Source organism: Oceaniglobus roseus (genome assembly GCF_002869745.1).
GTDB lineage: Bacteria > Pseudomonadota > Alphaproteobacteria > Rhodobacterales > Rhodobacteraceae > Oceaniglobus > Oceaniglobus roseus.
The window spans coordinates 1-12,958 of record NZ_PNOS01000050.1; the positions used below are offsets into that span (position 1 = coordinate 1).

General features: G+C 70.6%; 8 protein-coding genes. 7 read left to right on the forward strand and 1 reads right to left on the reverse strand.

What is annotated here, in order from left to right:
* Positions 1-146: 146 nt before the first annotated feature.
* Complete coding sequence (locus A7B20_RS19145) at positions 147-932, reverse strand: protein-disulfide reductase DsbD domain-containing protein (protein ID WP_102110197.1); 786 nt, start codon at positions 930-932, stop codon at positions 147-149.
* Positions 933-1,046: 114 nt separating this feature from the next.
* On the opposite strand from A7B20_RS19145, the gene A7B20_RS19150 reads away from it, so the two are divergent.
* From A7B20_RS19150 to A7B20_RS19180, 7 genes are all read left to right on the forward strand, one after another.
* A complete protein-coding gene (locus A7B20_RS19150; RefSeq protein WP_102110198.1) occupies positions 1,047-1,622 on the forward strand; it encodes a YqgE/AlgH family protein in 576 nt (191 codons plus the stop codon).
* Between the two features lie 160 nt (positions 1,623-1,782).
* Entirely contained in the window at positions 1,783-2,142 is a 360-nt protein-coding gene (locus A7B20_RS19155; protein ID WP_245867120.1) for an ArsR/SmtB family transcription factor, read from the forward strand.
* On the forward strand, positions 2,139-2,666 hold the full coding sequence (locus A7B20_RS19160) for an SRPBCC family protein (RefSeq protein ID WP_102110200.1): 528 nt from the start codon (positions 2,139-2,141) through the stop codon (positions 2,664-2,666). Before A7B20_RS19155 ends, A7B20_RS19160 begins: the two co-directional genes overlap by 4 nt.
* Positions 2,667-2,784: 118 nt before the next feature.
* Positions 2,785-4,116, forward strand: coding sequence for a mechanosensitive ion channel family protein (locus A7B20_RS19165; RefSeq protein WP_102110201.1), 1,332 nt, complete (start codon positions 2,785-2,787; stop codon positions 4,114-4,116).
* A gap of 84 nt (positions 4,117-4,200) precedes the next feature.
* A complete protein-coding gene (locus tag A7B20_RS19170; protein WP_102110202.1) occupies positions 4,201-5,442 on the forward strand; it encodes a Coenzyme F420 hydrogenase/dehydrogenase, beta subunit C-terminal domain in 1,242 nt (413 codons plus the stop codon).
* Positions 5,443-5,550: 108 nt separating this feature from the next.
* Entirely contained in the window at positions 5,551-7,314 is a 1,764-nt protein-coding gene (locus A7B20_RS19175) for an autotransporter assembly complex protein TamA (protein WP_172961063.1), read from the forward strand.
* Positions 7,314-12,953: a translocation/assembly module TamB domain-containing protein gene (locus A7B20_RS19180; RefSeq protein WP_102110204.1), complete on the forward strand. Its 5,640-nt coding sequence runs from the start codon at positions 7,314-7,316 to the stop codon at positions 12,951-12,953. Before A7B20_RS19175 ends, A7B20_RS19180 begins: the two co-directional genes overlap by 1 nt.
* The last annotated feature ends 5 nt before the right edge of the window (positions 12,954-12,958 follow it).

Sequence of the window (12,958 nt, forward strand, 5' to 3'; positions counted from 1 at the left end):
TTCCTTGAGGAAACCGGTCCATTTTTCTTGAGAAAAATGGGGCCGGGGAGAGAGGCCGGTGCCGGGCGACCCGGTTTTCTCAAGAAAACCGGATCATTTTTCTTGAGAAAAATGATGCCCCGCGGGAGACGATGCGCGCGGAAGGGTCAGGAGCAGCCGCGGATCTCCACCGCGTTGCCGCCCGCAAGCACGGTGATCCGCACCTTCGAGCGGTCGAGGGCGAGGGGCTGGCCCGGCTCGGGCACCACGTCCACCGTCGCGTCGAGCCTGTCGCCCTGCCGCGTGGTACGGGCCTCCGACACCCAGACCGGCAGGCCCGGCAGCTCGATCACCGCGAATTCGCCCCGCCCCGCGGGCGGCATGGCGACGCTGGTGCTGAGGACATAGCCGTTCCGCTCCGGCGCCAGGGTGCAGGTGACGCGGCCCACCCCGGCGGCGCGCGCGCTGGTCGGCACGGCGCGCAGGCTCGCCGCGATGCGGGCGTCCTGGTGGTCGGCCGTGCCGTCGAGATCCGCGGCGAAGTCGGCGCTGAACGGCACGCAGATGTCGGAGCAGACGCCGATGTCGGCCCGTCCCCGCAGCCGGATCGGGCGCGCGGGATCGCGCGGCGTCAGCTCGACCGGCAGGATAAGCTGGTCGTGATAGCCGATGGAGGTCATGCCGTTGGTCGCGAACAGTTCCGGCGTCGGCCAGTGGAACGCGACCGAGGCGAGGTTCGATGAGCCTTCCCAAGTGAACTCCGGCGGGATGCCCGCATCCCCCGGCGCGCGCCAGTAGGTCTTCCAGCCGGGATCGAGCTGCACGCGGATCGCGGCCATCTGGGTGCCTTCGGCGGTGCGCCAGCCGGGCAGGATGTCGAGTTCGGCCGGCCCCGCGAGGGCGGGCGCGGCGGCGAGGGCGAGGCAGAGGGCAAGCACTGGGCGGCGGGTCATGGCGCGGGACCCTACCGGGGCGGCGCGATTATGGAAATCACAAACGAGAGAAGGGCGCCGCGCGTGGCAAAAGGGCAGCTTGCATCGCCCCCCGCGGTTTGCGACGCTCAAGACATGGTGCAGCACGAAACCTCTGACGATCTGGCTGGCAAGCTGCTGATCGCCATGCCCAGCATGGCCGATACGCGGTTCGAGCGCAGCGTGATCTACCTGTGCGAGCACAATGCCCACAGCTCCATGGGGCTGATCGTCAACAAGCCCATGGCGGACATCGGCTTCTCGGCGCTGCTCGAACAGCTGTCGATTCCGGTCGGTCCCGCCCTGCGCGAGATCGGCGTGCATTTCGGCGGGCCGGTGGACCATGCCCGGGGCTTCGTGCTCCACAGCGCCGAGTATCACGGCGACGAGGGGACGATGCGGCTTCGGGGCGGCTTCTCGATGACCGCGACGACGGACATCCTGGCGGACCTCGCCCATGGCGGCGGGCCGGACCGTGCGCTGATGGCGCTCGGGTATGCCGGCTGGGGGCCGGGGCAGCTGATGGCGGAGATCCGGCAGAACGGCTGGCTGACCTGCGCGGCGGATCCGGACGTGGTGTTCGGCCGCGACGACGACGGCAAGTGGAGCGCGGCGCTGGCGCTCATGGGGGTCGATCCGCTGACCCTTTCCGGGGCGGCAGGGCACGCCTGAGGGCACGGGGCGCTCGGAAGAGCTGACTCAACGCGATTGATGATCTCCGTGTCCCGGTCTTTCCGGGCGGTGTCGGCACGCGCCGTCACTTAATGAATCTGTTGACTGACGGGGCTCGCGATGTAGTTTAACACATATGTTAAGCGAAGGAATCGCCCCGTTGGACCAGATCTTCCAGGCCCTTTCGGACCCGACCCGCCGCGCCATGCTGCGCGACCTCGCCACCGGCGCGCGCAGCGTCAGCGACCTGGCCGCGCCGCATCCGATGTCGCTGGCCGCCGCCTCGCGCCACGTCAAGGTGCTGGAGGAGGCGGGGCTGCTGCGGCGCGAGGTGCAGTGGCGCACGCATATCTGCCACCTCGAGGCCGCGCCGCTCGCCGCGGCGCACCGCGAGCTGGCGTTCTACGAGAGGTTCTGGACCGGGCGGCTCGACGCCCTCGAACGGCTGCTGCGCGAGGACGACGCGCGGCTGAAGGATCAACCGCCGGACCCCGGCACATCGGAAGGAGAGGACGGATGACGGCAGAGACCCTCGAGAGCGGCTTCGGCACGCTCGCGGACGAGACGACACTGGTGATCCAGCGCTGGCTGCCGGGTCCCGCCTCGCGGGTCTGGCGGTATCTCACCGACAGCGACCTGCGCGCACAGTGGCTGGCGGCGGGGGACATGCGGCTGGAGGCCGGCGCCCCGGTCGAGCTGGTCTGGCGCAACGGCGATCTCTGCGCCGCGGACGATCCGCGGCCCGCGGATTTCCCCGAAGAGCACCGCCTGCAGAGCCGGGTGATCGCGGTGGAGCCGATGACGCGCCTGACCATCGCCTGGGGCGCGGGCGACGTGACCTTCGACCTCCGGGAGAAGGGCGACCGGGTGCTGCTGACCGTGACCCACCGCGGCATCGCCGAGCGGGGCGGGCGCGTGATGATCGGGGCGGGCTGGCACATGCATCTCGATGTCCTCGTCGCCCGCGTCTCCGGCACCCCCGCGCCCTCGTTCTGGTCGGGCTGGACGCGTCTGCGGGCGGCTTACGACGCGCGGCTGCCCTGAGGGGCCGGGCGGCCACGCCACGGCCTGAGGCCGGCGTGACCGCCCGCGACGCCCCTGCGCCTTGCCCCCTCCGGATTTGCGTGCAAGCCTGAGCGGGAAAGGACCGACCGGCCCGCCCATGGATTTCGGAACAGACGCCCTCTGGGCGCAGATCGCAGCGCTTCTGTCGCAGCTTCAGGCACAGCTGAACAACATGCTGCTGCCTTCGCGGCTGTGGCAGTTCGCGATCATCGCCGCCTGCATCGCCGGCGCCTGGCTGCTGCGGCGGGTCACGGACGAGCGGATGCGCGACTGGATGCGCAGCCGCGAGGGCTGGCGCACCTGGCAGCTCCGGGCGCTGCTGACGATCAACCGGCGGCTCCAGCTAATCTGGTTCGTGGTGCTGGTCTGGACCGCGACCTTCGCGATGCAGGCGGTCCACACCTTCCCCTCCCGCTATTTCTTGCTGGAGCTCGTGGGCAGCATCGCGCTCGCCTGGCTGCTCGTGGCCCTGGCGACGCGGCTGGTCCGCAACCCGCTGTTGCGCACCGTCGTGCGCTGGGGTCTCTGGATCTGGGTCACGCTCTACTACCTCGGGCTGGCCGACGAGGTGTCGCGCTTCCTCGACGGTGTGGGCATCACGCTCGGCGACTTCCGCCTCTCGCTGCTGACGCTGATCAACGCCGTCGTGGTGACGGGGGTGCTGTTCACGCTGGCGCGCATCGTCACCCAGACCACGGCCGCGCAGATCCGCAGCAACGACGAGATCAGCCCCTCGATGCAGGTGCTGTCGGTCAAGGGGATGCAGCTGCTGTTCTACGGCGCGGCCTTCTTCCTGGGGCTGAAGGCGGTGGGGGTGGACCTGACCGGCCTCGCCGTGCTCTCGGGCGCCATCGGCGTCGGCATCGGTTTCGGCTTGCAGAAGGTGATCTCGAACCTCGTCTCGGGGATCATCCTGCTGCTCGACAAGTCGATCAAGCCGGGCGACGTGATCTCGACCGGCGAGACCTTCGGCTGGATCAACACGCTCGGCGCGCGCTACGTCTCGATCTCGACCCGCGACGGAAAGGAGTACCTGATCCCGAACGAGGACCTGATCACCGGGCAGGTGGTCAACTGGTCCCATTCGAACGAATTCGTGCGCCTCGACATCTATTTCGGCACCGCCTATTCGGACGATCCCCACAAGGTGCGCGAGGTCGCCATCGAGGCGGCGTCGAACGTGCCCCGGGTGCTGAAGGACCGCGCGCCGGTCTGCCACATCGTCGGCTTCGGCGACAGCTCGGTGGACTACATCCTGCGGTTCTGGATCACCGATCCCACCGGCGGGCTGACCAACATCCGCGGCAACGTCTACCTGGCGCTCTGGGATGCATTCAAGGAGCACGGCATCTCGATTCCCTTCCCGCAGCGCGAGGTGAAGGTGCTGAACGAGGCGATCTCCGTCCGTCGGCAGGACGTGCAGGACTGATGTTGATGCACGCCCCCTGGCTTCTTCTTTGCCCAAATACTCCCGCCGGAGGCGTCCCGCGCTCTCCACGGGCGCGCCGCTGCCATGGATAGCCCCGACCTCGCAACGGCCGTCCCGCGCGACCTCTGCACCGATTGCGGAATCTCGCGCACGGACCAGCCGAAACGCTGCGGGCGGGCCTGCCAGTTCATCGCGCCGGACTATCCGCGGCTCGAGGCGCAGGTGCACGGCCGCGCGCGCGATCCTGCCCGCCCGGACGAGCTGCACTTCGGGCCGTTCCGCCGGATGCTGCGCGCCCGGCTCGAACCCCCGGCGGACGGCGCGCAGTGGACGGGGATCACCACCCGGATCGCGCAGCGACTGCTGGAAACGGGAGCGGTCGACGGCGTGCTCTGCATGTCACCCGATCCGGAGGACCGCTGGAAGCCGCGACCGGTGATCGTGACCGGGGCGGCGGAGATGGCGCAGGTGCGGGGGATGCGCATGGGCTATGCGCCGCTGCTGGCACTGCTGGAACCTGCGCGGGAGCGCGGGTTGAAGCGGCTCGCCGTGATCGGCATTCCCTGCCAGGTCTATGCGCTGAGGGCGCTGGAGGCCGAGCTGGGATTCGAGCGGCTGTACGTCATCGGCACGCCCTGTTCGGACAACACGACGACCGAGGCCTTTCACGACTTCCTCGCGCTGCTCTCGGACGCGCCGGAGACGATCAGCTACCTGGAGTTCCGCGCCGACTATCACGTGGAACTGAGGTTCGACGACGGGCGGCGGCAGGAGATCCCGTTCCTGCAACTGCCGATCTCGAAGCTGCCGCCGGACTTCTTCCCGCTAACCTGCCGCACCTGCGTCGACTACACCAACGTGCTGGCCGACATCACCGTCGGCTACATGGGCGGGGAGGGCGACCAGTGGCTGCTGGTCCGCAACGAGCGAGGGGAGGAGCTGCTGCGCCTGATCGAGGGCGAGGCGATGCTGTCGGCGCCGGGCTCGAAGGGGAAGCGGCAGGGCGCGGTGAAGGGCTTCGCCGCGAACGTGGCGCTGGCGGCGGGGGGGCTGCCGCTCCGGCGGATGCCGGACTGGCTGCGGCCGATCGTGTCGTGGGTCCAGCCGCGCTTCGGGCCGCGGGGGCTGGAGTTCGCCCGCGCGCGGGTCGAGATGAAGGCGGTGGAGACGGTGCTGCACCTGCGCCGGGAGCGGCGGGCGCGGATGAAGGCGATGATCCCGGCCCATGTCTGGGCGCTGGTCGCACCCTACGGCATCGCACCCGGGCCGGGCGAGGCGAAGGCCGAGGCGCCGGACCGTGGCGCAAAGCCGCCGCACCGGCAGTAAAGTTATCGGCAAAGACTGGCCGGATCGGTCCCGTGACGCTACGAATGTAGTAAATCTCGTGAGGGCGGTGTGATTATTTCCAGATTTCCGGGATGCTTCGGCCCGGCTGTGGCCTGTGCGCTGCTTTGCCTTCCCGGCACGGCCCTTGCGCTCGATTCGCTCGATTTCCGCGTCGAAGGCGCGGAGTCGGACCTGACGGACAGCCTGAGGAACGCCTCGCTGCTGGTCGCGGCCGAGACCGAGAAGACGACCGATCCGCAGGAACTGCTGGCGGCCGCGCTGGCGGATTACGGGCGGCTCGAGGGTTCGCTCTATTCCGAGGGGCGGTTCGGCGGGGGGATCCACATCCTGATCGACGGGCGCGAGGCGGCGTCGATCCCGCCGCTGAACCCGCCCGAGCGGATTTCGCGGATCGAGGTGCAGATCCAGCCCGGCCCGCAATACGTGTTCGCCGAGACGACGATCGCCCCGCAGGCGCCCGAGACCGAGGTGCCCGAGGAGTTCGCCACCGGCCAGCCAGCCCGCACCCCGGTGATCCGCGATGCCGTGGCGGCAGTGGTGGACGGCTGGCGCAACGTCGGGCGGGCCAAGGCCGAGGTCGGGGACCAGCGGGTGGTGGCCGACCACGCGGCGAACGACCTGGGCGTGAACGTCGGCATCCGTCCCGGGCCCGTCGTCCGGTTCGGCAAGCTGATCCTGAAGGGCGGCGAGTCGGTGCGCGACGCGCGGCTGCGGAAGATCGCCAGCCTGCCGACGAACGACATCTACGATCCCGAGGACGTGCAGAAGGTGGCGACACGGCTGCGCCGCACCGGCGTCTTCCGCGCCGTCGCCGTCACCGAGGCCGAGACGCTGGGCCCCGGCGACACCATGGACATCATCGCCACGCTGGACGAGCAGAAGCCGCGGCGGATCGGCGCGGGGGCCGAGTATTCGACGACCGAGGGGCTGCGGCTGACCGGCTACTGGCTGCACCGCAACCTCCTGGGCGGGGCCGAGCGGCTGAGCCTCGACGGCGAGATCTCGGGCATCGGCGGCGGCACCGGCGGCGTGGACTACAAGTTCTCCGCCCGCTACGGGCGGCCCGCGACGCCGAACGCTGACACCGACCTCTTCGTCCTGGCCGAGATCGAGCGGCTGGACGAGCCCGAATACCTGACCGAGCGGGCGACGCTGGGCTTCGGCTTCACCCGCTACGTCAACGACCGTCTGACGCTGGATGCCGGCCTCTCCTATCGCTTCAGCCGGGATACCGACGCGATCGGGACCACGAAGTACAACCAGATCCTTTTGCCGATCAGCGCCAAGTACGACAGCCGCGACGAGCCGCTGAACGCCACCAAGGGCTATTTCGCCGATGCCACGGTGCGCCCCTTTGTCGGCGTCGCGGGTAGCGACAGCGGCGTGCGGCTGACCTTCGACACCCGCGCCTATCTCGGGCTCGGGGCGACGGACCGGGTGGTGCTGGCGGGGCGGCTCCAGGGCGGCTCGATCCTCGGCGCCTCGCTGACCGGGGTGCCGAACGACGACCGCTTCTATTCCGGCGGCGGCGGCACGGTCCGGGGGCAGGATTACCAGTCGCTCGGGGTGCAGCTGACGCCGGACTTCCTGTCGGGCGGCAAATCCTTCGCCGTCGCCTCGGCCGAGGTCAGGACAAGGGTGACGGACAGCATCGGTCTGGTCGGCTTCGCGGATTTCGGCATCGTCAGCGACGACAGCTATCTTTCCGGCAATTCCGGCACCCACGGGGGCGCCGGGCTGGGGCTGCGCTATCTGACGCCGATCGGGCCGATCCGGCTTGACGTGGCGGTGCCCGTCGGCGGCACCAGCAACGGCGTGGCGATCTATGTGGGTATCGGGCAGGCGTTCTGATGTGGGTTCGGGTAAGATGGTTTGTTCTGGCGGTCCTGCTTGTCGCGGGGTCGCTGACGGCGTGGGCGCAGACCGGCACGGCGCAGGATGACGACGGCGGCGGCTTCCTCGAGCGGCTGATCGAGGACAACCTGTCGAGCGCCGGGCGCGACGTGCGCATCCAGGGCTTCCGCGGCGCACTGAGTTCCGAGGCCTCGCTGGACGAGCTGACCATCGCGGACGAGAACGGCGTCTGGCTGACCCTGCGCGGCGCGACGCTGGACTGGAGCCGCGCCTCGCTGCTGCGCGGTCGGCTGCAGGTGAACGAGCTGACGGCGGAGGAGATCATCCTGCCGCGCCTGCCCGCCGCCGACCAGTCCGCCAACGTGCCCGCCCCCGAGGCGGCGCCGTTCAGCCTGCCGGACCTGCCGGTCTCGGTGAACATCGACAAGGTGGCGGCGCAGCGCGTGGAACTGGGCGAGCCGCTGTTCGGCGCCGCCGCCGTGGTGTCGCTGGAAGGCTCGGTCTCGCTGGCGGACGGGGATGGCGAGGCGCTGATCTCGGTCGAGCGGATCGACGGCAAGGAGGGCAGCCTGAAGCTCGACGCCAGTTTCGCCAACGAGACGCGGCAGCTGAAGGTGGACCTGGCGTTGCAGGAGGGGGCGGACGGGATCGCCGCGAACCTGCTGGACATCCCCGGCAAGCCGTCGCTGAGCCTGACGGTGCAGGGCGAGGGGCCGCTGTCGGACTTCGCCGCCGACATCGCGCTGGCGACGGACGGGCAGGACCGCCTGTCGGGCCGGGTCGCCGTGACCCAGAGCGGCGAGGGCGACGCGGCGACCACCGGCTTCAACGTCGACCTCGGCGGCGACATCGCCCCGGTCTTCGCGCCGCAGTTCCGTCCCTTCTTCGGCCCCGACATCCAGCTTCAGGCGCGGGGGCAGACCCAGGCCGGGGGCGGCTTCGTTCTGGACACGCTGGACCTGTCGGCGCGGGCGCTGCAGCTGCAGGGGCAGGTTTCGGTCGGCGCCGACGGTCTTCCGGACAAGATCGACGTGACGGGCGAGATCGCCTCGCCCGATGGCAGCCCGGTGCAGCTGCCCGTGGGCGGCGAGGTGAAGGTCGGGCGGCTGGGACTGTCGGTGCAGTTCGACGCTTCGCAGAGCGAGGACTGGACCAGCGAGATCACGCTTAGCAACCTCGATCTCGCCACGCTGGACGTCGCGGATGCCACGCTGCGGGCGACGGGGCGGATCGCGGTCGAGGAGGGGCAGAGGAAGGTCGTGACCGGCGACGTCACCTTCCGGGCCAGCGGGCTCGACGCCGCCGATCCGGGCGTCGCGCAGGCCCTGGGCGACAGCGTCGAGGGCAGCGTCGGCATTACCTGGGCCACGGGCGCCCCGGTCGAGATCAACGACCTGACGATCGACGGCGCCAGCTTTGCCCTGGCGGGCGAGGGGCGGGTGGACGCCACGGGCGACGACGGCACGGTGGTGGCGCTGAACGCAAAGCTCAACGCCGACGACTTCGCCGCCTTCTCGGTGCTGGCTGGGCGCAACCTGGCGGGATCGGGCGAGTTGCAGGTCGGCGCGCAGGTGATGCCGCTGTCCGGCGGCTTCGACGTGACGCTGAACGGGACGGTCAACGATCTGCAGGTCGACCAGCCCCAGGCCGACGCGCTGCTGGCCGGGCGAACCGACATCGTGCTCAGGGCCGACCGGGACGAGACCGGCACGCGGCTCAGGACCCTGACTCTGGAGAATCCGGCGCTGGACGTCGACGCCTCGGCCGACCTGACGAGCGTGGCAAGCAACCTGCGCGCCAACGTCCGCATCGGCGACACCTCGGTGCTGGAGTCCCGGCTGTCGGGGCCCGCGGCGGTGGTCGTGGTGGCGCGGCAGGAGGGCGAGACCTGGGATTACGACGTGCAGGGCACGGCGCCGGGGGTGGAACTGACCGCGACGGGACAGGCCAGCAACCTGTCCGAGCCGGTGAAGCGGATCACCACCGAGACGAGCCTGAGCGCCGAGGACATCGGCCGCTTCTCCGGTCTTGCCGGGCGCGATCTGGCCGGGTCGGCCGACCTCACGCTCTCGGGCTTCGTCACGACCGACCTGCGGCAGGCGGACATGAAGGTGGACGGCACCGTCAATGACCTTGCCATCGGCGATCCGCGGATCGACCCGATCCTCGTCGGGCGCACGGCGCTGTCGACGCGGGTGCTGCGCGACGGACCTTCGGTGACGGTGGACCGGCTGGACCTCGACGCGCAGGGCATCGGGCTGACGGCGCAAGGCTCGGGCGCGGTGGAGGGGCTGGGCGTCGAATCGCCGCTCATCAGCGCCGACCTGACCCTCTCCGCCGACAGTCTCGCGCCCTTCTCGGCGCTCGCCGGGCGCGATCTGGGCGGGTCGGTGGATGCGAAGGTGCTGGGTTCGGCCCGGCTCGACTACTCCGAGGGCGACGTGAGCCTGACGGTGACGGGACGCGACGTTGCGACGGGGATCGAGGCGCTGGACCCGGTGCTGCGCGGCCTCGTGGAGCTGAAGGGCGACGTCAAGCGCGAGGGCGAGACGCTGACGGTGGAGGGGCTGGACCTGACCGCCGAGGCGCCGGGGCTGCGGCTTCAGGGCAGCGGCAGCGCGAGCGACCTGACGGGCACGCCGCTGGTCACGGCGGATGCGACGGTGTCGGCGGACGGCCTGTCGGTCTTCTCGGGGCTGGCGCAGCGGCAGCTGGCGGGTGCGCTCGACGCCACGGTGAACGGCTCGGCCCGGATCGACGGGACCGAGGCCGACCTGAAGGTGAAGGCGACGGGGCGCGGGCTGCAATCGGGGATGGAGAGCATCGACCCGATCCTGACCGGACTCGTCGACATCGACGCGGACGTGGCGCGGAATGGCGACACGGCGACGATCCGGCGGCTGTCGGTCACGGCGGACGGGCCGGGGCTGGTGCTGAACGGCACCGGCTCGGCCAGCGACCTGTCGGGCACGCCGCTGGTGCAGGCGGACGCGACGATGCGGGTGGGCGACCTTTCCGCCTTCTCCGGGCTTGCGGGGCGGCAGCTGGCGGGGTCGGTGGAGGCCGACGTGAACGGCAGCGCGCGGATCGACGGCTCGGAAGCGGACCTGACGGTGAAGGCGACGGGGCGTTCGCTGGAGGCGGGGATGGACAGCATCGACCCGCTGCTCTCCGGGCTGGTCGACATCGACGCCGACGTGCAGCGCAGTGCCGACACGATCACGGTGAGCCGGCTGAACCTTCGTGCCGACGGGCCGGGGCTGCGAGTGAACGGCAGCGGCAGCGCGACGGGGCTGACCGGGTCGGCGCCGAAGGTCACCGCGGACGCCGCGCTCGCGGTGGACGACCTCTCGGCCTTCTCGGGCCTCGCCGGGCGCGATCTTGGCGGCGCGCTGGACGTAACCGTGAAGGGCGAGGCGCAGACGGATCTTTCGGTGCTGGACGTGACGCTCGACGGCACGGCGCGGGAGCTGAAGGTGGGGCAGGAGAACGCCGACCGCCTGCTTCGGGGCGTGACCGAGATCGGGCTGACGGCGCGGCGCGAGGGCGAGGCGATCGACCTCTCCCGGCTTCGCATCGTCAATCCGCAGATCACCGCCACGGCGGACGGCCGCTACGACAAGGGGCAGAGCGCGCTGAAGGCCGACATCACCATCGCCGACCTGAGGGACGTGGACCCGCGGATGCAGGGTTCGGCCAACCTCAACCTCTTCGCCGAGGAGACGGGCGAGGTCTGGCAGGTCTCGCTCGACGGCGAGGGGGCCGGCGCCATGGTGGACGTGGTGGCCGAGGTGCGCGACGCGCTCTCGGGCAACCCCACCGTCGACGGCACCGCCAAGGTCAGCGCAGAGGACCTGTCGCGCTTCCGCCCGCTGGTGAACCTGCCGCTGGCCGGGTCGGTGAACGCCGACGTGCAGGGCAGCGTCCGCGCCGACCTGTCGGTCTTCGACCTGACCGCGGCGGTGACGGGGAACAACGTGCGCACCGGCATTGCGCAGGCGGATCAGCTTCTGGGGTCGCGGGTGACGGCGAACCTGGCCGCGCGGCGCGAGGGGGCGGACCGGCCCATCGTGGTGCGCACGCTGGACGTGCGGACCGGGCAGCTGACGCTGAACGCGGACGGCCAGCTTCTGGGCAGCGGCAACGACCTGAACTTCGACGCGCGGCTGGCCGATGTCGGGCTGTTCGTGCCGGGCTTCAACGGGCCGGTGACGGCGCAGGGGCGGGTCAGCCAGTCGGGCGGCAACCTGGGGCTGAACGTCACCGGCACCGGGCCGGGGGGCATCCGGCTGCGCGCCGACGGGACGGTGGCGCAGGACTTCTCGCGCGCCAACATCGACCTGACCGGAAGCGCGCCGCTGGGGCTGGCCGACCAGTTCATCCAGCCGAACTCGGTCGCGGGGACGCTGAACTTCGACGTCGCGGTGAACGGGCCGCTGGCGCTGTCCTCGGTCTCGGGGACCGTCACGGCGGACGGGGCGCGGGCGGTGGTGCCGGCGCAGGGCATCGTGCTCGAGAACATTTCGCTGCGCGGCGATCTTGGCGGCAACGCGCTGCGGCTGAACGTGCAGGCGGCGAAGCAGGGGGGCGGACAGCTGACCGTCACTGGGCCGATCTCGCTTGGCAGCGGGTTCAACGCCGATCTCACCATCGCGCTGAACGGTCTCGTGGTCGAGGATCCGCGGCTCTACAGGACGACGGTGGACGGCACGGTGACGGTGCAGGGGCCGCTCGCGGGCGGTGCGCGCATCGGCGGCGTTCTGCGGCTGGGCCAGACCGAGGTGCGCATCCCCTCGACCGGGCTGGGCGCCACGGGGCCGATCCCGGACGGGCTGGTGCATGTGAACGAGCCGGCGGCGGTGCGGGCGACGCGGGCACGGGCCGGGCTGCTCGACACCGACGGAAACGGCAGCGGCGGCGGTGGCAGCGGGGGTGGCGCGGCCTATCCGCTCGACATCACCATCGTGGCCGAGAACCGCATCTTCGTGCGCGGCCGCGGCCTGGACGTGGAGCTGGGCGGCACGCTGCAACTGGGCGGGACCACGGCGAACGTTATCCCATCGGGGCAGTTCGACCTGATCCGCGGCCGGCTCGACCTGCTGGGCAAGCGGCTGACCATGACCGAGGGGCGGATCGTGCTGCAGGGCGACTTCACCCCCTACATCCGCCTCGTCGCCAGCACCGAGGCGGGGGACACCACGGTCCTGATCGTCGTCGAGGGCGAGGCGATGGCGCCCGGGATCTCTTTCCGCTCGCAGCCCGAACTGCCCGAGGACGAGGTGCTGGCGCGGCTGCTGTTTGGCAAGTCGATCTCGTCCATCTCGCCCCTGCAGGCGGCGCAGCTGGCCTCGGCCGTGGCGACGCTGGCGGGCAAGGGCGGCGGCGGGATCGTCAACCGGCTGCGCGGCAACTTCGGGCTGGACGACCTGGACATCACCACCGATTCCGAGGGCAATGCCGGGGTCCGCGCGGGCAAGTACCTGACCGAGAACCTCTATACCGATGTCACCGTGGAATCCGGCGGCGACGCGCGGATCAACCTGAACCTCGACCTCACCGACTCGCTGAAGCTGAAGGGCGGCACCGGCAGCGATGGGGACACCTCGGTCGGCATCTTCTTCGAGAAGGATTACTGAGCGCG